We start from the raw sequence: 24,259 nt of genomic DNA, 5'->3' as shown, positions 1-24,259 counted from the left end.
ATCTGAATTAATTTACCTGTCAAAATATTCATGCTAGGCCAGAGATGCGGGGCATTTGGCACCCCGCTTGCCCGGGCAACCCACCGAAAAGCCGTGGGAAATCAGCTTCGGGTCAGGGAGGAACGCCAATGGAACCAATGCCTTCCGTCGAACGTCTGACCGATCGCTTCGACCCCCGAGATGCAGGCCGTCTGGCCGTTCTCGACACGATTCGCGGCTCCGAGGGGATCGCCCGAATCGACATCGCCGAATCGACCGGGCTGTCGCCCGCGACGGTGACATCGATCACCGCCGACATGCTCGCGGCCGGGCTGATCGAGGAGATCCTGCCGGAAGAAAAGACCGGCGGCACGCGCCGTGGCCGTCCCCGCGTTCTTCTGAAGCTGCGGGGGGCGGCGCATAGGATCGCGGGCGTGAAGGTGACGCAGAAATCCGTGACCGTCCTCGTCATCGACTTCGAGGGGCACGAGATCGCTTCGCGCGAAGACCCGCTGTCCACACCGCGCATGACCGGGCCGCAACTGGCCCGCACCGTGGCCGAGGCCGTGGACCGCACCTGCGCCGACGCCGGGCTGGTCCGGCGCGACCTCTCCGCCGTCGGCATCGGGCTCGCCGGCCAGATCGACGCCTCGCGCAACCATGTCTATTGGTCCTCGTCGCTCTCGGCGCGCAACGTCGACCTCGGCCCGGCGCTCGCCGAAGAATTCGCCTGCCCGGCCTTCATCGACAACGACGCGAACCTGGTGGCCAAGGCCGAGCATATCTTCGGCATGGGCCGGGCGCTGTCGGATTTCCTCGTGGTGACGGTGGAGCACGGCGTTGGCCTCGGCATGATGATCGGCGGCAAGCTCTACCGTGGCACGCGCGGCTGCGGCGCCGAGTTCGGGCACACCAAGGTGCAGGCCCATGGCGCGCTCTGCCAATGCGGCCAACGCGGCTGTCTGGAGGCCTATGTTGGCGACTATGCGCTCCTGCGCGAGGCTCATATGAGCGCAGCGGATGCGGACCATCAGGATGTCACCGACCTTTTCGCCGCCGCCCGCGATGGCGACCCCATCGCGACGGAAGTCATTGATCGGGCGGGCAACATGTTCGCCATGGGACTGGCCAATCTGGTCAATATCTTCGACCCGGAACTCATCATCCTCGCAGGCACCGAAGTCGCCCGGCGCCCCATGTTCGAGCCTTGGGTCATCGACAAGATGAAGCGACTGGTGGTGGACGTGGACGTGCCCTTGCCGGACATCAAGGTAAACCAGTGGGGCAACCTCATGTGGGCCAAGGGGGCTGCGGCCTATGCCATGGAACAGGTGACGATCCTCACACTTCGGGAGCTTGGCCAGAATGTTGCGTAACCTCATGGCCCTGTGCCTGATCGCCTCGCCCGCCGTCGCCCAAGAGGTGCCCGTCTTTATCCCCGTGCCCGTGGCCGAACACATATACGCGGGCGGGTGGGAGCATTTCGTGGGCGGCGGCGTCGCGGCCTTCGACTGTTCGGGCGACGGGTTGCCGGAGCTTTACGCGGCCGGAGGCACGAACCCGGCACAACTGTTCCTGAACGACACGCCCGAACCCGGCGCGACCCTCGCCTTCCACCCCGAAACACCCGAAGCCCTGGCGCTCACCGGCGTGATCGGGGCCTATCCGCTCGACATCGACGGCGACGGGGAACTCGACCTCGCGGTCCTGCGCGTGGGCGAAGACCAGCTCCTGCGCGGGCTGGGGAACTGTGCTTTCGAGCCTTTCGACCTCGGGTTCACCTCCGCCGATCACTGGACCACCGCCTTTTCCGTGACTTGGGAGACCGGCCAGACCCTGCCCACTCTCGCCTTCGGCACCTATGTCGATCGCACCCGGCAGGACGGCCCCTTCGAGGCCTGCGACGTCACCCTCCTCTACCGACCCGAGGGCGACCGCTACGGCCCACCCACCGAGCTCGCCCCCGGTTGGTGCGCGCTGTCGATGCTCTTCACCGACTGGAACCGCGATGGACGGGCCGACTTGCGGGTGTCGAACGACCGCCATTATTACGTGCGGGGCGGCGAGGAACAGATGTGGGCGATGGAAGAGACCCCGCGCCTTTATGGGCCTGAGGACGGCTGGCAAAGCTACAAGCTCTGGGGCATGGGGATCGCTTCGCGCGACATCTCGGGCGACGGGTTTTCGGACGTCTACCTGACCTCGATGGGCGACCAGAAGCTGCAGGTCTTCGACCACGGGGCGGGAGGTCCGGTCTATACTGACGCGACCTACGGGCGGGGCACCACGGCGCACCGGCCCCATGTGGGCGGCGATGGGCGGCCATCGACCGGCTGGCATGCGGCCTTCGGTGACGTGAACAACGACGCCCGCGACGACATCTTCGTGGCCAAGGGCAATGTCGAACAGATGCCCGACGCCGCGATGAAAGACCCCAATTCACTGTTGATCCAGCAAGAGGACAGGACCTTCTCCGAGGCAAGCGTCGAGGCCGGGATCGCTACGATGGAACGCTCGCGCGGCGCGGCTCTGGCGGATCTGAACCTCGACGGATCGCTCGACCTTGCCGTGATCAACCGCCGTGCGGCGATGGAGGTCTACCAAGGCCCCGCGCCGATGGGCCACTGGCTGCTCGTCCGGCTGCAGGCCCCCGTGCCCAACACCGGCGGGATCGGCGCCTTCATAGAACTGAGGACCGAGGCGGGCACCCAGACCCGCGAGGTCACAGTTGGCGGCGGGCACGCGGGCGGAGACACCGGCTGGATGCATTTCGGACTGGGCGACGCGTCCGAGGCCGAGGTCCGGGTGATCTGGCCGCATGACGCGGTGGGAGACTGGCAGACGATCGCAGCCGGGCGCCGGATCACCCTTTCCCCGTAATCGGAGATTGATCTCGCCACATTCGCCATGCGTAATCCCGTCATGTCCGGACTACGCATCACCTACCTCATCCTCGCCGTCATCGGGGCCGTCTGGCCCATGTGGCATTTCCTGACCTATCTGACGACGGGCGGGACCTTTGCAGGCCTGTTCGCGGAATGGACCCAGGGGCCAGCCGTCACTGGCATGGCCATCGACCTTATGATCGCGGGCACGACGCTCGCCGTATGGTGCATCGCGGAGACCCTCGTGCGCCGCAACTGGGTCGCGCTCTGGGCATTGCCCGCGCTCCTGATCGGGGTCAGCTTCGCCTTCCCGCTCTACCTGTTCCTGCGCACCCGCCCGGCCCGAGGCTAGAGCGACGCGGCCAGACGCACGCCCTGGTCGATCGCCCGCTTGGCGTCGAGCTCGGCCGCGACATCCGCACCGCCGATCACATGGGGGGTCCTGCCCGCTGCGATCAACGCATCGGCCAAGGACCTTTCGCTTTCCTGACCGGCACACAGCACGATGGTATCGACCTCGATCACACGAGGATTCTCTCGGGCTTCGCCGCTGGTCACCTCCAGCCCCTCGGGCGTGATCCGTTCGTAATTCACGCCGCCCACCATCTCGACCGCCTTCAACTTGAGGGCGGCCCGGTGGATCCAGCCAGTCGTCTTGCCCAATTTCTTGCCCAGCGCCTGCGCCTTGCGCTGAAGCAAGACGATGTCGCGGGCGGGCGCTTCGGGCTTCGGCCCCTCGGGGGCGAGGCCTCCACGGTCCCGGTCCGGGTCCGAAACGCCCCATTCCTCTTTCCACAGGTCGAGATCGAGGGTGGGCGAGGTGCCTTCATGCGCGAGGAACTCGGCCACGTCGAAACCGATGCCCCCCGCGCCGATGATGGCGACACGCTTGCCGACCGGAGCTTTGCCACGCAGCACGTCGATATAGGACAGCACGTTGTCGCCCTCCTGCCCCACTATCCCCGGATCGCGGGGGTTCACGCCGGTCGCGACGATAACCTCGTCGAAATCGTTGAGGTCCTCGGCAGAGACACGGCCGCCGAGCCTCACCTCGACCCCCTCCTTCGCGACCTGACGTTCGAACCAGTCGATGAGACCCGCGAATTCCTCTTTCCCCGGAATGGTGGCGGCCATGTGAAGCTGCCCGCCCACCCGGTCGGCCCCGTCGAAGAGCGTAACCTTGTGCCCGCGCGAGGCCGCGGTGATCGCGGTCGAAAGACCCGCGGGCCCGGCGCCCACGACGGCGATGGACTTTGGCGAGGCGGTCGGAGTCACGACGATCTCGGTCTCGTAACAGGCGCGCGGATTGACGAGGCAGGAACTGATCTTGCCCGAGAAGGTATGATCAAGGCAGGCTTGGTTGCAGGCGATACAGGGCGCGATGTCCCCCGCGCGGCCCGCTTCGGCCTTGGCCACGAAATCTGGATCGGCAAGGAAAGGCCGCGCCATCGACACCATGTCGGCGCAGCCCTCGGCCAGCACCGCCTCGGCGGTCTCGGGGTTGTTGATCCGGTTCGACGTGATCACGGGGATCGTGACCTCGCCCATGAGCTTTTTCGTGACCCAGGCGAACCCCGCGCGCGGCACCGAGGTCGCGATCGTCGGCACCCGCGCCTCGTGCCAGCCGATCCCGGTGTTGAGGATCGTGGCCCCGGCAGCCTCGATCTCCTTGGCGAGTCGGATGACCTCCTCGGTGGTCGAGCCATTGGGCACGAGGTCGATCATCGACAGGCGATAGATCATGATGAAGTCGGGACCCACGGCGGCGCGGACCCGTTTGACCACCTCGGTCGGCAGGCGCATCCGGTTTTCGTGATCGCCACCCCAACGGTCGGTCCGCTTGTTGGTGTGGGTGACAAGGAACTGGTTCAGGAAATAGCCCTCGGACCCCATGATCTCGACCCCGTCATAGCCCGCCTCCTGCGCCCGCTTGGCGGTGGTGGCGAAATCGGCGATCTGTTTCTCGATTCCTTCCTCGTCTAGCTCCTTGGGCGGAAAGGGGGAAATCGGGGATTTGACGGGCGAGGCCGAGACGCAGTCGGGGTTATAGGCATAGCGCCCGGCATGGAGGATCTGCATCGCGATCTTGCCGCCTTCGGCATGGACCTTGTCCGTCACGCGCTTATGGTTCGCGATGTCCTCGGGCGTGTAGAGCCCTGCGGCCCCGACGGCGACGCCGCCCTCGGGATTGGGCGCGATACCGCCGGTCACCATGAGCCCCACCCCACCCCGCGCCCGCGCGGCGTAGTATTCCGCGACCCGGTCCCAATCGCCGCGCTCTTCAAGCCCGGTGTGCATGGAGCCCATGAGAACCCGGTTTTTGAGCGTGGTGAAGCCAAGGTCGAGGGGCGCGAGAAGGTGCGGATAATGGGTCATGAGGTCCTCCCTGTTTGGCAGGGAAGATATGGGCTCGCGTTGCGCTGTCACTCCCAAACGCTGCGTAAGGGAGGTTTTGCGCCGGGGCTTCGTTCCATCTGAGAAAGCCTGTGCACCGGGTCTTCACACCGTCGAGAGAGAAGGCTTTGCGCCGGGGCTTCGCCCCGTCGCGGGGGGCCTCGCTGCGCTCGGCGAGGGCCCATGATGGATTTTGGTGAAGGAAGGTGAGTGCGGAGGGGGCTGTCTGCCCCCATGAGTGCCTTTGCATCGCAAAGTCACTCATCCCCCGAAGGTATTTATGAAGCAGTGAAGCCAACGGCTCCACCCTCTGCATCTCGGAAACGAGGCGTCTCGTGACGGAGCGCAGAGGGCTTCACCGCTTGCGGTCATCGGCTCCTCAGCCTGTGCCGCAAATAATGCTTAAACCTAAGCTGGTTAAGGAAGCATGAACGCTCTCTTCACTGCTTCATAAATACCTCGGGGAGGTCTGGAGGGGCAGCGCCCCTCCAGCGGGTCGTGGCGGGCGAAGCCCGGCGCGAAACCTCAGAACTCGATCCCGGCCTGCGCTTTCACGCCAGAGCGGAACGGATGCTTGACGAGTTCCATCTCGGTCACAAGATCCGCCACCTCGATCAACTCGTCCTTGGCGTTCCGCCCGGTCAGGATCACATGGGTCATCGGCGGCTTCTCCTCGCTCAGGAAAGCCACCACCTCGTTCACGTCGACATAGTCATACCGCAGCGCGATGTTGATTTCGTCGAGCAGCACCATGCGGTTCGTCTCGTCCCGGATCAGCTCCTTCGCCTTGGCCCAGGCCGCCTGCGCCATTTCGATGTCGCGCGACTTGTCCTGCGTTTCCCAAGTGAAGCCCTCGCCCATCGTGTAGAATTCGCAGACATCCGAGAACCGGCTCTCGATCAGATCTCGCTCGCCGGTCGCCATGCCGCCCTTGATGAACTGCACGACTGCGCTCTTCATCCCGTGGGCGATCGCGCGGAACACCATGCCGAAGGCGGCCGAGCTCTTGCCCTTGCCCTTGCCGGTGTGGACGATGATCAGCCCCTTTTCTTCCGTCTTGGTCGACATGATCTTGTCGCGGGCGGCTTTCTTCTTGGCCATCTTCTGGTTGTGGCGTTCGGTATCGTCCGTCATGGCTTCCTCACTTGACCATTGTCGCTCCCGTTGAGGGGGCCGATCCTAGTGGTCGGGACGCCAGACGCAAGAGACGGGAAAGGGGCGCCATCGGACGCCCCTTTCGATGAGGTCGACCCGTGGTTATTCGGCGGGGACCGCCGCGGGCTCCGACATCTTGGCGAAGTGCTGGCGATTGAGGCGCAGGACCAGAACGACCATGGCGACCTGGAAGCCCAGCGCGAAAGCCTCTACCGACCAGTAGGCGATGCCGAACTTCGCGACGAGCCCGGTGGCGATCAGCCCCTTGTGCAGGAAGAACTGGATCATGACCGACAGCGCCACGCCGGGGCAGACGAGTGCATAGGAGCCCGGAGATGTCTTGGACCCGAAGACGAAATCCGACCAGTATCCCTCGCGCTTCAGGACGACGAGGCCCAGCGCCAGGAACATCACCTGGACTGACAGCAGGCGAGCGAGGAAGACCATGGTCTCGCCATCGGTCGTGTGACCCTCGAAGGTTGTGTGCATCCCATGCGACTGGCGCAGGAACATGATGCCGAGCGTGGTGACGATCGGGACGAGGATCATCAGCGTCGGCGCGCTTTCCTTGGCCGTGCCATAGTGCAGCATCGAGTTGAAAGCGGTGACCAGCGCCACCAGGGCATAGAGGATGGCTACCACGGCAAAGAAGGTCGATGCGATCATCGACACCCCCACGACGACTGTCTGGCCCGACATGGCGGCGGGCGCAGAAAGACCGACTGCCACCATCGACAGGGCGAAGGTCGGCAGCATCTGGGCGAAACTGTTGTGCGCCGTCACATCGAAGAGTCCGCCCCTGGTCAGCACCCGGCCGAGGAAGTCGCCGATGATGGACAACGCCAGCATGCCGATCGCGAGGAAGGCGACCATGGCGAAGGGGAACAAGTATTCGACGAAACTCCAAAGGTTCGGGACGAAGACCAGACCGACGATGAAGAGCGCGTTCACCGTCATGGCGAGCGCCAGAGGATAGGCCAGAAGTGTCGTTTCCGCGTTGGAATTGCGCAGGGTCCGGAAGGCTTCGGTCTTCTTGAAGCGGGCATAGGCCTGAAGGTTCCAGGCGAGCTTTTGCACGTTCATTACCGCGAAGACGGAGATTCCGACCAGCGCGATCGCGATTCCCACCTGCATCGGAACGCTTCCGCTCTGCCATGCGGCGGCGATGTCTTCGAAGACCGGCACCGTCCGGCCCGGGTGCGGAACCCAGAACATCAGATACATGAAGAAGGTGACGGCAAGGCCGCCGGCCCCGACGGAGGAGAGGAAGTAGAGGGGCGAATATTTATCCGCCGCACGGTGTGTTTGCATAACGATCCCTTTCATATTCATATGTTGGAATTTGTTATGCCGCAATCGGGACGAGAGTGCCCTGCGACAAGGCGCAGCACCCATTGTCCCTCCCGATGTCACGATCTTAACCTCGCCTTAACCTCTGGCAGGCTAGACCGGCACCATGAGTGTTGTTCGACTTTTCCCTCTCGCCTTCGCGCTTCTTTCGGCCTGCGACAGTCCCTCGCCGCAGTTCATGGATGCCGAACGGCGGGAGGTCACCGTTCAGGGGTCGACCTTCTCGGTCTACCGCATCGGCGATCATGTCGAGGTGATCCGGACCTCACCCGAACGGTTGCCGCGCGTTTCGGTCACCATGGCGAAAGCGGCCATCGCCGTTCATCAGGCCACCGGATGCCCCATGAAAGCGGGGTCCATGACCGGAGATACGGCGGTCATGAAAGCAGAACTTCAGTGCAAGGATTGACGGTCGTGACTCGAGCGGCCCGCAACGATCAAAGCTCGCGCTCGAAGGTGATCGAAGTCGGGCGCTTGTAACCTTCGTGGGCCGTGACGGCCGTCTTGGTGAACCCGAGACGCCGGAAGGCGGCGTGGTTCTCGGTCAACTCTATCCGCGATTGCAAACGGAGCCGTCGTTTGCCCAGCGCCCTGGCGCGCTCGGCGGCGAGGTCCATCAGGATCCGGGCGAACCCATGGTTGCGCGCCCGGTGATCCACGGCGAGCTTGCCGACATATAGCGCGTCGTCGTCCGGTGTCAGGAACACGCAGGCCTCGGGAGCTCCAGGCGTCCCGATGATCCAGATCTCGCCCTCTCGCGCCTGGTCCGCGACACTCGCCGCCGTCAGCCGGTGCATCGACGAGGGCGGATCGACGCGGCCGTCCATGTAGGAAAAGGTCCGGCTGATCAGCGCGAGCAACGGCTCGGCGGGATCCTCCGGCTGAAACCTGCGCGGCGTCATGAAAGACGTTCGATGAGCGCACGGGCGGAGTTCGACCGTGGTGTCCACAGACCCCGCTCCATCGCCTCGGCCAGTCGCTGCGCGATCTCGGCCAAGGCGGGCGCGTTGTGATCAGCGATGAAATCTCGCGTCTCCTCATCTTCGAGGAAGGCCGCGTGGACGAGATCGAAGTGGTGATCACGCACAGCCCCCGTGGTCGCGGCGAAGGCGAAGAGGTAGTCGACCGTCGCCGCAATCTCGAAGGCACCCTTGTAACCGTGACGTTTCACGCCTTCGATCCACTTCGGATTCACCACGCGCGAGCGGATGACCCGGCCGATTTCCTCGTCCAACGTGCGGACGACGGGGCGTTCCGGCCGAGAATGGTCGTTGTGATAGATCGGGCGGTCACGGCCCTGAAGCGTGGCGACAGCGGCGGCCGCGCCACCTTCGAACTGATAATAGTCGTCGCTGTCCAGAAGATCGTGTTCGCGGTTGTCCTGATTCTGCACGATGGCCTCGGTCTGGGCGAGCCGCTCTTCGAACCCCTCCCGGTCGCGGCGCCCTTCGTCGCCCGCGCCATAGGCATAGCCACCCCAATCGAGGTAGGCATCGGCAAGATCGGCCTTCCGCTCCCAAAGCCGCTCGTCGATCATCGCCTGCAGCCCGGCACCGTAAGCGCCGGGTTTCGACCCATAGACGCGCGCGGTGCCTTCGCCCGCACGGGCGCGGGCGGCGGCGGGGTTGTCGGCGTCGGGTTCGTCCAGCGCCTGCACGGCGCGGGCGGCGCTGTCGACCAGAGCAATAAGCTGCGGGAAAGCGTCGCGGAAGAAGCCCGACACGCGCAGGGTCATATCGACACGCGGACGACCCAGCACGCCAAGCGGAAGCACCTCGAACCCGGTCACGCGCCGGTTCGCCGCATCCCACTTCGGCTTCACGCCCATGAGCGCCAGCGCCTGCGCGATGTCGTCGCCGCCGGTGCGCATGTTGGCCGTGCCCCATGCCGTGACAAGCATCGTGCGCGGCCAGTCGCCGTTGGATTGCAAGTATTTGTCGATGAGAAGCGAGGCGCTCTTCCACCCGAGCGCCCAAGCGGTGGGCGTGGGCACGGCGCGGCTGTCGACCGAGAAGAAATTGCGCCCGGTGGGAAGCACGTCCAGACGTCCCCGCGTGGGCGCGCCGGATGGCGCCGGGGCGACGAACTGTCCTGACAGGGCAGTGAGAAGCCCCGCCCCCTCGTCCGGCCCACAGGCACGAACCGTGGGCAAAACGTTGTCGCGGATACCGTCCAGAACGGCTGCGCTCGCCGGTCCCGGCGGGGCCACATCGCCGTCGATCAGGCGGGCGGAGAAATCCTCGAGACGCTCGACCGTATCGCCGTAGGATCGCCATGTGCCGCCGATCAGCACCTCGGGCTTTGGCCCCTCCCAAGACTCGGCCATGTCGCAGTCAAGCGGGTCGAACGCCATCCCGAAATCCACCGCCAGCGCCCGGATGAGCGACGCATCGGCGCCCTGCCCGTCGCCCCGAGGCACGCGCACCAGCGCCTGCACGAGGTCACGCTCCAGCCGCCCGGTGGGGGATTGCCCGAAGACATGCAGCCCGTCCCTGATCTGCGCTTCCTTCAACTCGCAGAGATAGGCGTCGAGCTTGGCCAGATCACCCTCTTCATCCCTGCCCGTCATGCCCACGTCGATGTCGAGGCCGGTGACCGACGACAGCGACAGGATCTCGCGCCGCAGATGCGTGATCCGGCGCGGGTCCACGCCCGCCGCCTCGTAATACTCGTCCACCAGTGCTTCCAGATCGCGCAGGGGGCCGTAGCTTTCGGCCCGCGTCAAAGGCGGCGTCAGGTGGTCGATGATGACCGCCTGCGACCGACGCTTGGCCTGCGTCCCCTCTCCTGGATCGTTGACGATGAAGGGATAAACATGCGGCATCGGCCCCAGCACGGCTTCGGGCAGACAGTCGCCCGAGAGCGCGAGCGCCTTGCCCGGCAGCCATTCGAGGTTGCCGTGCTTGCCCATGTGGACGACGGCCTGCGACCGGTGGACGTCCCGCAGCCAGACGTAGAAGGCGAGGTAGTTGTGCGGCGGCACGAGGTCGGGGGAATGGTAGGTGTCGGTCGGGTCGATGTTGTAGCCGCGCGCGGGCTGCACACCGACGACGACGTTGCCATAGGTCAGGACCGAGAGCTTGAAGCGCCCGCAATCGACCTCGCCCGGCTCGTAGAATGGATCGGCCTCGGGCTTGCCCCACCGGTCTTCTATCCTCTGGCGCAAGGCGAAGGGGAGCTGGCCGTAGAAGATCTGGTAGTCGGCCATGGACAGATCGACACCGCCGGAGCGCCGCGCACGGTCGACAAGCCAGTTCGTCGGCCCCGCCATGATCGCCTGCATCAGCGCATCGGAGTCGGCTGGGATGTCGCGGACGCCGTAACCGGCCCCCTCCAGAAGCCGCAGCGCATGGACCGTCGCCGCTGGCGTATCGAGCCCGACGCCATTAGCCAGCCGCCCGTCCTTGTTGGGATAGTTGGCAAGCACCAGCGCCACGCGGCGGTCCTTCGCGGGCGTGGCGCGCAGCGTCGCCCAATTGGCCGCCAGCCGCGCCACGAAATCCACCCGGTCCCCTTGGGCGCGGTAGGTGGCGATGGGGCATTGGGTCGCCTCGTCGAAGAACGCCTCCCCCTTGAAGCTAACAGCACGGGTGAGCACCCGACCGTCCACCTCAGGGAGCGCCACGTTCATCGCGATGTCCCGCGCCGAAAGACCCGTGGTTCCGGTCGCCCAAGTCTCCTCGGACGATCCGGCAAGCACGACCTGGAACACCGGGGCCGCATTGGCCGCCGGCATGGCCAGGGGATTGGCCGGGCTGTCGTCGCCTGCATGGGGCGAACCCACGGCGAAGGAGGTGCAGTTAAGGATCACAGCCGGCGGCGCCTGGGTGAAGAGCGCCTCGAGCGTCGCGACCGATACCGGGTCCTTCAGGGAGGCCACAAAGACGGGCAACGGGTTCATCCCCTGCCGGTTCAGGGCGCGCACCATCCGGTTGATCGGATTGAGCCCGGCCCCCTGTACCAGCGCCCGGTAGAAGACGAGCGGCACCACTGGCGCACCCTTGGCCCAGGTCTCCTGCACCGTGGCAAGGTCCGCCACCCCGGCGCCGGGCCAGTAGACTCCGGCACGTAGTAGCGGCGCGGCAGGCTGGGGTTTTTCCGACCCGTCGAGCATGGCGCGAGCGTAGGTGAGGAAATTCGCGGCGTTCTCCGGCCCGCCCTCTACCAGATAGGCCCAGAGCGCGGCATAGTCCTCATCGCTCACGGTGGAGAGCGACGCGAGCTCCGCGTCGGGCTTGTCGTCACCGGGGAGGAGCGCAAGAGGAACCCCCGCCTCGGCCAGTCGGGCCGCATATTGTTCGACCCCGTAGCGCCAGTAGCCGGTGCCGCCCAGCACGCGGGCGATGACCAGCCGGGACTTCGTCGCGCAGTCATCGAGGTGCAGGTCCACACTCATCGGGTGGTTGAGGTGGGTCAGGTTGGCGAGGCGCAGGGTCGGCGGCGCCTCCATCTCGGCCCGTGCTTCGGACAGGGCGGCAAGTTCGGTATCGGCGGCAGAGATAAAGACGACATCGGCAGGGGTCTGGCCCAGATCGACGGCATCCTTGCCGTCGTCGATGGCGCCGGGCGTGGCCGCGAGAAGGTGCATCAGAATTGGCCTTTCGCCGGTGGCGGCGTCGGGGATTGCGTACTTGGGGAAAGATGGAAGGGCGCGGTTTTCATCTCAGGTCCTTGCCCATGAAAAGGCTTATGCCGTCGTCCGCGTAGTCGCCGAATGCTCCGCAGCGGGTGAAGCCGAACCGTTCGTAGAGCCGAACGGCGGCGGCGAGTTCTTCGCCGGTTTCGAGGTTGAGACGGGCGAGGCCTTCCTCCCGCGCCGTGTCCTCGATCATACGAAGGAGCGCGGCGGCGACCCCTTTGCCCCGGGCCGCGTCCGAGGTGAACATCGCCTTCACCTCGCCATAGCCGTCACGGATCGCGAGCGCGCCGACACCCAGCACCGTGTCACCCTCCCGCGCCGCGAAGAACCGGATGTCGGCGGCGGCGAGTGCCTCGGTCGGGAGCGCGTGGTTGTTTTCGGGCGCATAGGTCGCTGCCTGAAGCGCCTGCGCCTCCGCCAGAAGGGCCGAAGGGCCGGGGTCCAGCGGATTGGCAGGCGCGACGATGAGCATGGCTCAGACCTTGAGCGCGGTTTCGATGGCGGACCGGTCGAGCCCCGCCTGACCGATCACGACGAGCCGCGTGGCGCGCGGTGCGGTGCCGAAGGGCGCGTCGAAGTAGGTGTCGACGCGGGGACCGACTGCCTGCAGGGTGAGGCGCATGGGCTTGCCCGTGACCGCCGCGAAGCCCTTGAGACGCAGGATGTCGTGGGCGCGGATCACGTCTGCGACCTGTTCGGCAAAGGCCTTGGGATCGGCGATCTCGCCCCGTTCGACAACGAAACTTTCGAACTCGTCGTGCCCATGATCGTGGTGGTGATCGTGATCGTCATCCTCGTCATCGTCGTCGTGGTGATGGTGGTGGTGCACCTCGTGCCGGTCCGCCATGTCGTCCTCGGCCCCGGCGCCCTGCCCCAGAAGGACCTCGACCGGAAGCGCCCCCATCGACGTGCGCACGACCCGCACACCCTTGCGCGCCTCGCCCGAAAGCGTGGCGACCAGCGCGTCGGATTCCGTGTCGCCCAGAAGGTCCGACTTGTTCACCACGATCATGTCGGCGCAGGCAATCTGGTCGTCGAACAGCTCGGACAGCGGCGTCTCGTGATCGAGGTTCTCGTCCATCTTGCGCTGCGCATCGACGGCAGCGACGTCATGGGCGAAACGCCCCTCGCTGACCGCTTTGCCATCGACGACTGTGACCACGCCGTCCACCGTCACGCGCGTCGAAATCTCGGGCCATTGAAAGGCGCGGACGAGCGGTTGCGGGAGCGCCAGGCCGCTCGTTTCGATCACGATGTGGTCGGGCGGCACGTCGCGGGCCAGGAGCTTTTCCAACGTCGGGACGAAATCCTCGGCCACGGTGCAGCAGATGCAGCCGTTGGACAACTCCATCACGTCTTCTTCGGTGCAGGTTTCAACGCCGCAACCCTTCAGGATATCGCCGTCCACGCCAAGATCGCCGAACTCGTTGATGATAAGCGCGATCTTCTTGCCCTTGGCGTTCTCGAGCATATGGCGGATGAGGGTGGTTTTCCCGGCGCCCAGAAATCCGGTGACGACGGTGGCGGGTATCTTGGCGGGCATGGCTTTCTCCTGAGCCTGAATAGCGGAAAGCCGGGGCACGTAACCCCGGCTTGTCAGTTAGGATGAAACGCGGATCAGGCGTTGAACAGGCGCGGCGTGACGAGGCCGGTCTTGGCGAGACCGCGCGCCGACTTGGCACCGGCGAGCACGGCGAGATCTACCAGCGGTTCGATCAGCACGACGAGCATGTAGGCCCCGCCGAAGGTGAATACCGAAGCGGCGGTGCTGGCACCGAAGCCCTGGCCGTAGAAGGCCCAGAAGGCGACCCAGAGCACCACGCCACCCTGATAAGCGGTCGAAAGCGCAAGCGCATCCTTGTATTTGATATCGACATAGGCGGTGTCGCGGGCAATCAGCTTGTCCGCGAGATACTTGATCGCCACGAGCGGCACGATCAGCGTCGTGACGTTGGCGAAATACTGCGGCAGATCGAAGGGTGCGAAGAACACACCCTGAAGCAGGAGCGCGAGCGCGAGGCCGATGGCGGCCGGCGCGGCCCCGAAGACCAGAAGAAGCGTCGAGCCGAGGATGAAGTGAACCTCGGACACGCCGACCGGAAAATGCGGCAGCACCTGGAAAAAGCCGAAGGCGGCCACGGTGGTCGCGAGGCTGCGCGCCCCGAGCGAGGCAAGGCCGCGTTCCTTCACGGTCTCCCAGGCGAACTTGGCGGTCATCGCGGCGCCACCGGCGGCGGTCGCATAGGCGAGGATCATCTTGGCGGGGCCGACGAGGCCCGGTTCGATATGCATGTGCATCACTCCTTTGCCCGTCTCCCCGACGGGTGGGTTACAGTCCACATGGCAGGTCTCCTGGCTCTGCGGGTCGTCACGCGCCACCGCCTTCCCGAGGTCGTAGCCCCAGTGGCATAAGGTGGGCGCTCGCCGCATCACAGTCGCGGGGGCGGCTGCGGCTGAAGGCTCCGGTTTGGATCACCCCTCCGCATTCCCTATTCTCCCTTGGCGCTTTGCGCCCGTATCGGGAACCATGTCCTTCGCTTGTGACTCACCGGGACGTGATCGGTCAAGGCGGATTGCGACATCGGACGGTGTCAGCGCGACGCGAGCCCCAGCGTGTCGCGGTTTTCCGGAGTGTCGTCATAGACGGCCGACGTCGCGAGCTTCCCGCCCCGCAGCTTTGCCCGCCACGGCGCCGGACCCGCAAGCCGCGTATCGTCGCTGATTGACTCCCCGGCGATTGCGACGGTGTCTTTCCGCACCAGCACCTCGCGAACATCCAATCCCCCAAGGTCGCAAGATCCCCGCGCGTAATCGCGTCGTTGAAGGCATTGATGACAGTCACCGGGTCCATGCCCGATCCTAGCGCGTCGTGTCCGCCCCGCCTGTCGCGCCGGTAAAACGAGCGATCTCATCCACGATCCGGCCCAGCGCCCGGTCCGGCAACTCATGCCCGACGCCATCAAGCTCCACGATCCGTGCGCCCGCGATATCCCCAGCGATGGCGCGGCCGTTCTCGATGGGGAGCACCGGGTCATCGACGCCATGGATCACCAGAACAGGCACCGCGATCTCGCGAAACCGCCCGGTCCAGTCCTCCCGCGTGGAGAGCGTGCCATGGTTGAACATGCTCGCGAGGCTGTCCGTCCGGGCCAGAACCGCGCGCGCCCGCGCCTCTGCCGCCCCGGCGTCGAAGGGCGCACCGGTCCCCGCCGAGAGCTGGTCCATTCCGGAAAGAAAGGCCACCACCGCGTCCTCATACATCCAGTCGAGGTCTGCCATGCTGGAGAAGTGCGCCATGAAGGCGTCGGAGATATGCGGCAACGGGGCCCCGTCCCAGCCAAGCGGCTCCGACGCGATCAGGGTCAGGCTTGCAACCCTGTTCGGATGCTCCAGCGCGAGCATCTGGCCGATGTAGCCGCCAAGCGACATGCCCACGACATGGGCGCGCGCCAGGCCGTAGCCGTCCATCACCGCGAGCACGTCCTGCGCCATGTCCTCGACCACATAATCCGCCGCACCCGGGGGCACGGTCGTCGTCTCGCCGGTGTCACGATGGTCGAAGCGAATGACGAAAAGGCCCCGCTTGCCGAGTGCCTCGACCAGCGCGTCTGGCCATGAGAGCATCGACGCCGTGGCGCCCATCACCATGATCAGGGCCGGATCGCCCGGCGTGCCGAAGGCCTGTGTCGCGATGCGGACATCGCCGTTCTGAATGTAAGTCACGGATGATCTCTCCATCGGCACTCTGTCTCGCATGTCGTCATGTCTACCGCATCGACCCGAGGCGCGAAACGACGGCCTACAGGGGCGCACCCGTATGACGCGGTCTGACGGCGCGACACCCGTCGGCCAGATCGGACGAAAACCGCGCTGGACCGCCGCCGACCTCAATATCTTGTGGATAACCCGCACCACGAAACCCATATCAAGCGTCCCGCGATTGACACACCGGACCTGACCCGGAAACAATGCCCGGATAGGGAATCGCAACCTTCGGACCATGCCGTGCGCTTCAATCGCCTCAAACTCAACGGCTTCAAAAGCTTCGTGGACCCCACCGATCTGGTGATCAGTGAGGGCCTCACGGGTGTCGTCGGCCCGAACGGATGCGGCAAGTCGAACCTGCTCGAGGCGCTGCGCTGGGTCATGGGAGAAAACCGGGCCAAGGCGATGCGCGGCGACGGGATGGAGGACGTGATCTTCGCCGGCACCTCGTCGCGGGGCGCGCGCAACTTCGGCGAGGTGGTGCTGCAGATCGACAACTCCGACCGTCTCGCGCCCTCGGGGTTCAACGATTCGGACATCCTCGAAGTCGTGCGCCGGATCACCCGTGATGCAGGCAGCGCCTACAAGGTGAACGGCAAGGATGTGCGCGCACGGGACGTGCAGATGCTCTTTGCCGATGCCTCGACCGGTGCGCAGTCTCCGGCGCTGGTGCGGCAGGGGCAAATCTCGGAACTGATCAACGCCAAGCCCAAGAACCGCCGGCGCATCCTGGAAGAAGCAGCCGGGATATCCGGGCTCTACCAGCGTCGGCATGAGGCGGAACTCAAACTCAAGGGCACGGAGGCTAACCTCGAACGGGTCGACGACGTGATCGAACAGCTTGCTTCGCAGCTTGCGACCTTGGCGCGACAGGCCCGGCAGGCGGCGCGCTACCGCGAGATCGAGGCACAGCTTCGCACGTCGGAGGGGCTCCTCCTCTTCCGGCGCTGGCGCGAGGCGGACGAGGCGCGGCTGGTCGCCCAGACCCAATACGGCGAACGCGTGACCGCGGCCTCGCAGGCCGAGGGCGCAGCCCGGACGGCGGTCAAGGTCCGGGCAGAAGCCGAAGATCGCCTGCCGCCGCTGCGTGAGGAAGAGGCGATTGCCGCTGCCGTCCTTCAGCGGCTGACCGTGTCGCGCGACCAGCTCGCCGAGCAGGAAGTGCAGGCCGTTCAGCGGATCGAGACGCTGACCCGGCGGATCGAGCAGCTCGTCCGCGACTCCGAACGGGAAGAAGCGCTGAACCGCGACGCCGGAGAGACCATCGAACGGCTGGAATGGGAACGGACCGAACTTGCCAAGGCATCCGAAGGCCATGCCGAGAAACTGGAAGAAGCGGCAGAGCAGGCACATGATGCCAAACGCGTCATGGCCGACCGCGAGGATGCCCTCACGCAGCTGACCGAGGACGTCGCCCGGCTCGCAGCGCGGCACCAGTCGGCGCACCGCCTGCGCGATGACAGCCAGAAGACCCTGGAGAAATCCGAGGGCGAAGCGGCCCGCGCCCGCGATGCCGTTTTGTCGGCCAAGGCTGCGCTCGATGCCGCGAAGCTGGCGTTTTCGGAAGCCGAGTATGCCCAGCGTAACGCCGTGGAGGCCGCCGAGGCCGCCGAAGAAGCGTTGATCGCCGCCGAAGAAACCCGTGCCGACGCGCAATCGCGGGAGGCAGATGCCCGCGCCGAACGGTCCGAGGCGGAAGGCGAAGTCAACGCGCTCCGGGCCGAGGTCATGGCGCTCGCCAAGCTCCTTGAACGCGACACGACGGACGGGGGGCAAGTGCTCGACCTCGTGCGGGTGGTCAAAGGATACGAAGCCGCGCTCGGGGCGGCGTTGTCGGACGACCTGCGCGCCCCGGTTGTGAGCGAGGACGACCAGTCGGGCTGGATCGCCCTGCCCGGCTATTCAGACACTCAGAGGCTCCCCGAAGGCGTCGAGCCGCTCACCGCCCATGTGACGGTGCCCGATGTGCTCGCCCGCCGCATGGCGCAGGTGGGTCTGGTGGCCCCCGAGGACGCCGCGCGGCTGCAACCTCTGCTCAAACCCGGTCAGCGGCTCGTCACGCTGGACGGCGACCTGTGGCGCTGGGACGGCTATCGCGTTGCGGCCGACGATGCGCCCTCCGCCGCTGCGATGCGGCTCCGGCAGCTCAATCGCCTGGAAGAGCTGAAACAGGATCTGGAACGGGCACAGGCCCGCGCCGATGGCGCGATGCACGCGCATGAGGCCCTACGCGCCCGGCTGGCCGAGGCGGCCGAGGCCGACCGCGCCGCCCGGGACCTGCGCCGCGATGCCGACCGCGCGGTCTCGGATACCGCCCGGGCGCAATCGCGCGCCGAGGCCGACCGCAACATCGCCGAGGGCAGGCTCGAGAACCTGACCCTCGCCGTCTCCCGCCACGAGGAAGAGGCGATGGGTGCGCGCATCCGCCTGTCGGAAGCCGACAAGGCCGTGCGCGATCTGCCCAACCTCGACGATGCGAGGGCCGAAGTCGAGGATACGAAGCTGACCGTCGAAGCCGCGCGGATGACCATGATGTCGCGCCGGTCCCACCATGACGAGATCAAACGCGAGGGCGAGGCGCGGCTGAAACGCTCGCAGGAGGTCACGAAAGAGATCTCCGGCTGGAAGCATCGTCTGGAAACGGCGGGCAAACGCATCGCCGAACTGGCCGAGCGCAAGGCCGTGACCGAGGAAGAGCTCTACGACGCGAAGGCCGCCCCCGAGGAACTGGCGGCGAAGCGTGACGAGCTTGCCCGCGAGATCGCCAATGCCGAAGGCCGGCGTGCGACGGCGCAGGATGCGCTCTCGGTCGCGGAAACCGCGCTGCGAGAGGCCACCATCGCCGAACGCGAATCCGAGCGCCTTGCCGGCGAAGCGCGCGAAGCGCGGGCGCGGGCCGAGGCGCGGGTCGATGCGGCCAAGGAAACCGTCGCCTACGCTGAAGAGCGCATCCGCGAGGAGATGGAAACGACGCCCGCCGGCCTTCTGGAGAGCCTTGGGCAGGACCCGGACCAGATGCCGTCGTCCGACAGTATCGAAGCGGATGTGAACCGTTTGAAACGCCAGCGCGAGTCTCTGGGCGCGGTGAACCTGCGCGCCGAAGAGGACGCGAAGGAGGTGCAGGTCGAACATGACACGCTGGTGAGCGAAAAGGCCGACCTCGAGGAAGCGATCCGCAAGCTGCGCTCCGGCATCGCCTCGCTCAACCGCGAGGGGCGTGAGCGGCTGCTGACCGCCTTCGAGCAGGTGAACGAGAATTTCGGCCTGCTCTTCACCCACCTCTTCGGGGGCGGCGAGGCGAACCTCGTGCTGGTGGAATCCGACGACCCGCTCGAGGCCGGGCTCGAAATCATGTGCCAGCCGCCGGGCAAGAAACTGTCGACCCTGTCCCTGCTTTCCGGCGGCGAACAGACCCTCACCGCGCTGGCGCTCATCTTCGGCGTGTTTCTCGCCAACCCGGCTCCGATCTGCGTGCTGGACGAGGTCGATGCGCCCCTGGACGACGCGAACGTGACCCGCTTCTGCGACCTTCTGGACGAAATGACCCGCCGCACCAACACGCGCTTCCTCATCATCACGCACCATGCCGTGACGATGGCTAGGATGGACCGGCTGTTCGGGGTGACGATGCAGGAACAGGGCGTGAGCCAGCTTGTCAGTGTCGACCTGAAGAAGGCCGAACAGATGGTCGCGTGATCGCGGCCTCACGATCCCGGTTCACGCAGGAGAAAATTCGCCCTAAGGTTTCCAAAACCGGATTTCAGGGAGCCAACATGTTCGCCCGCACCATTGCCATTGCCGCCCTTCTCGCCACCCCTGCCCTCGCGCAGGACAACAAGACGCTCGAAGGCGCTGGCGGTGCCGAGATGGGACAGGTCGTCCTTGCCTCGGCCCCGGACACGCTGGTCGAATTCTTCAAGTCCGCCGGATATCCCGTGCGCCTGACCGAGGACACGGTGGGTGATCCCTTGATCGAGTATCGGGTGAATGGCGACAAGATGAGCCTGTTTTTCTACGATTGCGAAGACAACGTCGATTGCCAGGCGCTTCAGTTCTACGCGGGCTATACCGACAGCGGCGCGTCGCTCGAGACGATCAACAGCTGGAACACCGACCGCCGGTTCGTGCGGTCCTATCTTACCGAAGACAACGTGGCGCGGATCGAGATGGACGTGGCGACTTCGGTCGATGGCGTGAGCTTTGGTGACTTCGAGGCGATCCTTGGCCTTTGGCTCGAAAGCGTGGATCGGTTCGAGGAGCATATCGGGTGGTGAGCCCACTTTAACCTTCCACTCACCAAGGTGTTCTACCAACCTCCTACCGTGAACCTTCGCGGTGTAAGGAGGTGATGACTCTGGAAGAAAGACAATTCCGCAGATGGATGGTCGCGATCGCGGCGGCAACGCTGATCGTCGCGATCATCCGGCTCTGGATCGGTAGGTAATACCGAAAAAGAGTGCCCCGCCGAGTTGCACCTCGGCGGGGCGATTGTTTTCAGTGATGACACTGGAAAAACAATTCCGATGTGTCACATTCTACCACAAAGCTGAACGTTCCGTAAACGCTCCTCATGCATCGTGGTTAACGCAACCTCACAGCCGGTTGAGCAGCGCCGCAGTGGGCCAGGCATCCGCCGGCAGGCCAAGCCGCGCCTGTTCCGCCTGCACGGCCGCCCGCGTTCCCGCACCGAGGATGCCGTCGATCTTGCCCACGTCGTATCCCTTGGCCTGGAGCTTCTGTTGCAGGAGCTTCATGCCCCCCTGGTCCAGCCCGGGCTCCGGGTTTCCAGCGTTGTAGACGGGCGCACCTTCCAGCCGCGTCGCGAAATAGGCTGCGGTCAGCACATAGGTGAAACTCTGGTTCCACTCGAAATAGACTTGGAAGTTCGGGTAGGCCATGAACGCCGGGCCCTTGCGCCCCTGCGGCAGGATCAGCGATCCGGGCAGGTTCGCAAAAGACCCATCGCGCGCCTGAACGCCCATCGCCTTCCAGTCCGACGTCGACAGGCTCCGTTCGACGCCCGACTTCGACCAATCCATTTCCGCCGGCACGATGACCTCCTCGAGCCAGGGCTCGCCCGCCCGCCAGCCGAGGTTCGACAACATGTTCGCCCCGGACATGAGCGCATCGGGCGCCGACGACTTGAGAAGCACATGCCCGTCGCCGTCGCCGTCCACGCCGCTTTCGATGATGTCGCGAGGCAGCATCTGGACCATGCCGATCTCGCCCGCCCAGGCGCCGGTCGTGCCGCGCGGGTCGAAATCGCCGTGCTCATAAAGCTCCAGGGCCGCCAAAACCTGGGGCTGAAACAGGCCGGGACGCCGGCAATCGTGGCTCAGGGTCATCAGGGAGTTGAGCGTGTTGAAATCGCCCTGGAACGCGCCGTAATCCGTCTCAAAGGCCCAGAATGCCGTCAGGACGCCGCGGCTCACGCCATAGGTCTGGTCGATCCGGTCGAACACGCTCGCATAGCGCGACATGTTCGCGACGCCGTTATCGAGCCTGCCTTGAGAGATGAGCGAGCGGGAGAAGTCGATGAAGGTCTTCGTGAAGAACCCCTGCCCTCGGTCGGCGTTCAGGGTCCGACTGTCCTGCGCCGCGCTGGCGAAGAAGGCGTCGACCGTTCCCGAATCATGCCCCTGCGCCCGGGCGAGGTCCTTCATCCGCCCCACGAAAGAGGACCACGACCCACCGCATTCGACGAGGGGCGCGGGGATGGACTGGGCCCGCGCAGCCGTGCCCATGCCTGCGCCGATTGCCGCCACTATGGCCAGCGCCTTGAACCCGATCTTCATGAACTCTCCCTCGTTTGTTCGGCGTCACCCTAGCAAACCGGGCTTACCAGACAATGCCCAGCACGATGACAAGGCCGAGAACCGCCGCCCAGACCCGCCAGAGGACCCCGACCGCACCGTCGATCTCGTCACCTCCGACCACGCGTTCGCCCTCGGGGTTCACCCAGGGAAAGTCCCGCCTCTCGCCGTGATAGCTCCGCGGGCCGGACAAGGACACGTCCAGCGCCACCGCCATCGCCGCTTCCGGCCACCCCGCGTTGGGCGAGCGGTGCAGCGCCGCGTCGCGCCGCACGTTGTCCCCCGCACTGACATGGCCGGTCACGAGCAGCATCAGCCCGGCGGTGAGCCGCGCGGGGATCCAGTTCATCACATCGTCCAGACGCGCGGCGGCCTTGCCGAAGGCTTCGTGGCGGGGCGTCCGGTAGCCGATCATGCTGTCGGCGGTGTTCACCATCTTGTAGGCGAGCATGCCCGGCAGCCCCCCGACGAGAAACCAGAACGCCGGCGCGACCACGCCGTCCGAGAAGTTCTCGGCCGCGCTCTCGATGGCGGCGCGCGATACGTCGGAGGCATCCATGCCACCCGTGTCCCGACCCACGATCTTGCCCACGGCGCGGCGCCCCTCGGCCAGCCCGTCGGCGAGCGCGTTGGCCACGGCCATCACGTGATCGACGAGCGAGCGATGGGCCAGGAGGATCGCGGCCGCAAGGATCTCGGCCAGCCATCCGATCTGGGCGATGCCCCAGCCGATGCCCGCGGCCACTGTCACGAGCCCGATGATCGCAACCGCGCCGGTCACGATCCGTCCCTTGCCGTGATTGAGCGTGGCGTCGGCCCAACCGACCGCCTTGCCCATGAGAACGGCGGGGTGGTGCACCCGGCCCCAGACCTTTTCCGGTTCCCCGAATGCGGCGTCGAGCGCCATGGCGCAGGCAAGGACGAGGCTCATGTCAAGGCGGCCTCGAGTTGGTCCCAGCGATCCTCGGGCGGGAGACCCAGTCGAAGCCACTTCGGGTCATAGGGAAACACCCGCGACCAGACACGCCCCTTGGCCAGCCGCTCCTGCCAGGCACGCGCATCGTCCACTGCATAGAGGCGGAACAACGCGGTGCCACCGGCAACCTCCGCCCCGCGCGCCTGCATCATCGCATCAAGCCGTGCCACATCGACGTGGAGCCTCTGCCGTGTCCGGTTGGCCCAGTCCATGTCCGTCAGAGCCGCCCGACCGATGGCCAGCGCCGGACCGGACACAGGCCAGGGGCCGAGCATCCGGGCGAGCGCCCCAATATGGCCGGGGTCGCCGATGGCGAACCCTAACCGGGCCCCGGCGAGTCCCCAGAACTTGCCCAGCGACTTGAGGATGACCACGCCCGGCTCAGTCGCCATATCGCGCATATGGGATTGGCCGAGGGAGATGTCACAGAAGCTCTCGTCGATGACGAGCAGCCTGCGACCGGGGGCCTCGTCCGCGCCGAACCAGGTAAGCCCCGTGGGATTGTTCGGATGCACGACGACGCGCGCTTCGGCCGCGCCGTCCCGCACAACCTCCCACCCCGCATCCGAGAAGGCGCCCGCATGTTCGTTGTAGGTCCGTTCCGCCACCTGCACGCGCCCCTTCGGCAGAAGCGCCGGCATGCGCGCGATAAGCGCGGAGGCACCGGGGGCGGCAAGCACCGCAGCGCCCGCCGGTATCATCCAGAAGTCCCGCGCCGCATCTTCGAGCGCGGCCATCGCGCCGGCATCCGGCAGGGCAGTCCAGACATTTCGCGGGATGTCCGGCAAGGGATAGGGGCGAGGGTTTATCCCCGTGGACAGGTCCACCCAATCGCCTCGGGTGCCGCCCCATCGGGCCATCGCGGCATCGAGCCCGCCGCCGTGGTCGCGCCCCGTCATCATTCCTCCGCCGGGATGGGGGGGTGCCGGGTCACGAAATGCCCTTTCACCGCCTGCGGCCATTCGCGGTAGGGCACCTGCCCCGTCGCGCTGGCGGCATGTTTTTCCGCCCAGTCGACGATGCCCCGGGCCGCGTCCTGCGTTGGCTCGAACCGGCCGATAGTATAGCACAGCTTGCCCATAGCCTGCACCGCGACGTTGCAGCCGTGGTCGCAACCCATGAGGCAGGACACCCGCTTGACGGCCACATCGCGCCCGGAGGCCGCCGCTTCGACAAGCTCTGCCAAGAGGACGCCGTCCGTCACCTCGGCGCCGCGCTCGGCCCAGCCTTCGCGCTTGCAGGTATCACAGACCGTAATCCAGGTCGTCGCCATGGTGCTCCCCCAGTTCTCGCCGTCGCTTGA

20 protein-coding genes and 1 riboswitch are annotated in these 24,259 nt (G+C 65.9%); of the genes, 6 read left to right on the top strand and 14 right to left on the bottom strand.

The features are described from left to right. Nucleotides 1-128: 128 nt before the first annotated feature. Genes KJP29_RS04965 through KJP29_RS04955 form a run of 3 tightly spaced genes read left to right on the top strand, consistent with a single transcriptional unit; the run spans nucleotide 129 to nucleotide 3,216 of the window. On the top strand, nucleotides 129-1,355 hold the full coding sequence (locus tag KJP29_RS04965) for an ROK family protein (protein WP_370630835.1): 1,227 nt from the start codon (nucleotides 129-131) through the stop codon (nucleotides 1,353-1,355). Then, entirely contained in the window at nucleotides 1,345-2,859 is a 1,515-nt protein-coding gene (locus KJP29_RS04960; RefSeq protein ID WP_218462466.1) for a CRTAC1 family protein, read from the top strand. Before KJP29_RS04965 ends, KJP29_RS04960 begins: the two co-directional genes overlap by 11 nt. 42 nt (nucleotides 2,860-2,901) lie before the next feature. Continuing rightward, nucleotides 2,902-3,216: a DUF2834 domain-containing protein gene (locus KJP29_RS04955; protein WP_218462465.1), complete on the top strand. Its 315-nt coding sequence runs from the start codon at nucleotides 2,902-2,904 to the stop codon at nucleotides 3,214-3,216. Here the strand turns inward: KJP29_RS04955 and KJP29_RS04950 are convergent. From KJP29_RS04950 to KJP29_RS04940, 3 genes are all read right to left on the bottom strand, one after another. Beyond that, complete coding sequence (locus KJP29_RS04950; RefSeq protein ID WP_218462464.1) at nucleotides 3,213-5,240, bottom strand: NADPH-dependent 2,4-dienoyl-CoA reductase; 2,028 nt, start codon at nucleotides 5,238-5,240, stop codon at nucleotides 3,213-3,215. The genes KJP29_RS04955 and KJP29_RS04950 overlap by 4 nt on opposite strands. Nucleotides 5,241-5,783: 543 nt before the next feature. Then, nucleotides 5,784-6,392 carry a cob(I)yrinic acid a,c-diamide adenosyltransferase gene (gene cobO, locus KJP29_RS04945; RefSeq protein WP_218462463.1) on the bottom strand — a complete coding sequence of 203 codons (609 nt, stop codon included), beginning with the start codon at nucleotides 6,390-6,392 and terminating at the stop codon, nucleotides 5,784-5,786. 123 nt (nucleotides 6,393-6,515) lie between these two features. Further along, nucleotides 6,516-7,724: a hypothetical protein gene (locus KJP29_RS04940; RefSeq protein ID WP_218462462.1), complete on the bottom strand. Its 1,209-nt coding sequence runs from the start codon at nucleotides 7,722-7,724 to the stop codon at nucleotides 6,516-6,518. A 145-nt stretch (nucleotides 7,725-7,869) separates the two neighbouring features. Between KJP29_RS04940 and KJP29_RS04935 the strand changes: the two genes are divergently transcribed. Continuing rightward, nucleotides 7,870-8,172 (top strand): hypothetical protein, encoded by a 303-nt coding sequence (locus tag KJP29_RS04935; protein WP_218462461.1) that lies wholly within the window; start codon nucleotides 7,870-7,872, stop codon nucleotides 8,170-8,172. Between the two features lie 28 nt (nucleotides 8,173-8,200). Here KJP29_RS04935 and KJP29_RS04930 read toward each other — a convergent pair whose 3' ends face one another. The 7 genes from KJP29_RS04930 to KJP29_RS04900 form a co-directional block, all read right to left on the bottom strand. Continuing rightward, nucleotides 8,201-8,665 carry an N-acetyltransferase gene (locus KJP29_RS04930; protein ID WP_218462460.1) on the bottom strand — a complete coding sequence of 155 codons (465 nt, stop codon included), beginning with the start codon at nucleotides 8,663-8,665 and terminating at the stop codon, nucleotides 8,201-8,203. Beyond that, entirely contained in the window at nucleotides 8,662-12,351 is a 3,690-nt protein-coding gene (gene cobN, locus KJP29_RS04925; protein ID WP_218462459.1) for a cobaltochelatase subunit CobN, read from the bottom strand. Before cobN ends, KJP29_RS04930 begins: the two co-directional genes overlap by 4 nt. Nucleotides 12,352-12,421: 70 nt before the next feature. Further along, entirely contained in the window at nucleotides 12,422-12,874 is a 453-nt protein-coding gene (locus KJP29_RS04920; RefSeq protein ID WP_218462458.1) for a GNAT family N-acetyltransferase, read from the bottom strand. A 3-nt stretch (nucleotides 12,875-12,877) separates the two neighbouring features. Continuing rightward, complete coding sequence (gene cobW / locus KJP29_RS04915; protein ID WP_218462457.1) at nucleotides 12,878-13,945, bottom strand: cobalamin biosynthesis protein CobW; 1,068 nt, start codon at nucleotides 13,943-13,945, stop codon at nucleotides 12,878-12,880. Between the two features lie 74 nt (nucleotides 13,946-14,019). After that, complete coding sequence (locus tag KJP29_RS04910; RefSeq protein WP_218462456.1) at nucleotides 14,020-14,694, bottom strand: energy-coupling factor ABC transporter permease; 675 nt, start codon at nucleotides 14,692-14,694, stop codon at nucleotides 14,020-14,022. Between the two features lie 32 nt (nucleotides 14,695-14,726). After that, a riboswitch (cobalamin riboswitch) is annotated at nucleotides 14,727-14,947 on the bottom strand. A gap of 46 nt (nucleotides 14,948-14,993) precedes the next feature. After that, complete coding sequence (locus tag KJP29_RS04905; RefSeq protein WP_218462455.1) at nucleotides 14,994-15,161, bottom strand: hypothetical protein; 168 nt, start codon at nucleotides 15,159-15,161, stop codon at nucleotides 14,994-14,996. A 100-nt stretch (nucleotides 15,162-15,261) separates the two neighbouring features. Continuing rightward, complete coding sequence (locus KJP29_RS04900; RefSeq protein WP_218462454.1) at nucleotides 15,262-16,125, bottom strand: alpha/beta fold hydrolase; 864 nt, start codon at nucleotides 16,123-16,125, stop codon at nucleotides 15,262-15,264. Between the two features lie 282 nt (nucleotides 16,126-16,407). Between KJP29_RS04900 and smc the strand changes: the two genes are divergently transcribed. Together smc and KJP29_RS04890 are read left to right on the top strand one after the other, a co-directional pair. Further along, nucleotides 16,408-19,863: a chromosome segregation protein SMC gene (gene smc / locus KJP29_RS04895; RefSeq protein WP_218462453.1), complete on the top strand. Its 3,456-nt coding sequence runs from the start codon at nucleotides 16,408-16,410 to the stop codon at nucleotides 19,861-19,863. A 77-nt stretch (nucleotides 19,864-19,940) separates the two neighbouring features. Beyond that, nucleotides 19,941-20,441 carry a YbjN domain-containing protein gene (locus KJP29_RS04890; protein WP_218462452.1) on the top strand — a complete coding sequence of 167 codons (501 nt, stop codon included), beginning with the start codon at nucleotides 19,941-19,943 and terminating at the stop codon, nucleotides 20,439-20,441. A 318-nt stretch (nucleotides 20,442-20,759) separates the two neighbouring features. Here the strand turns inward: KJP29_RS04890 and KJP29_RS04885 are convergent, their stop codons facing one another. The 4 genes from KJP29_RS04885 to KJP29_RS04870 all read right to left on the bottom strand — a co-directional run bounded on the left by KJP29_RS04885 (nucleotide 20,760) and on the right by KJP29_RS04870 (nucleotide 24,229). Further along, nucleotides 20,760-21,911: a lytic murein transglycosylase gene (locus tag KJP29_RS04885; RefSeq protein WP_255553467.1), complete on the bottom strand. Its 1,152-nt coding sequence runs from the start codon at nucleotides 21,909-21,911 to the stop codon at nucleotides 20,760-20,762. Between the two features lie 94 nt (nucleotides 21,912-22,005). After that, complete coding sequence (gene cbiB, locus KJP29_RS04880) at nucleotides 22,006-22,911, bottom strand: adenosylcobinamide-phosphate synthase CbiB (protein ID WP_218462450.1); 906 nt, start codon at nucleotides 22,909-22,911, stop codon at nucleotides 22,006-22,008. Then, nucleotides 22,908-23,858, bottom strand: coding sequence for a threonine-phosphate decarboxylase (locus tag KJP29_RS04875; protein WP_218462449.1), 951 nt, complete (start codon nucleotides 23,856-23,858; stop codon nucleotides 22,908-22,910). The genes cbiB and KJP29_RS04875 overlap by 4 nt, the downstream gene beginning before the upstream one ends. Beyond that, nucleotides 23,855-24,229, bottom strand: a complete 375-nt coding sequence (locus KJP29_RS04870; RefSeq protein WP_218462448.1) for a DUF1636 domain-containing protein — start codon at nucleotides 24,227-24,229, stop codon at nucleotides 23,855-23,857. The genes KJP29_RS04875 and KJP29_RS04870 overlap by 4 nt, the downstream gene beginning before the upstream one ends. Nucleotides 24,230-24,259: the final 30 nt, after the last annotated feature.

The organism is Maritimibacter sp. DP1N21-5 (genome assembly GCF_019218295.1).
Classification (GTDB): Bacteria; Pseudomonadota; Alphaproteobacteria; order Rhodobacterales; family Rhodobacteraceae; genus Maritimibacter.
This window is presented reverse-complemented; position numbering and strand designations above follow the sequence as displayed.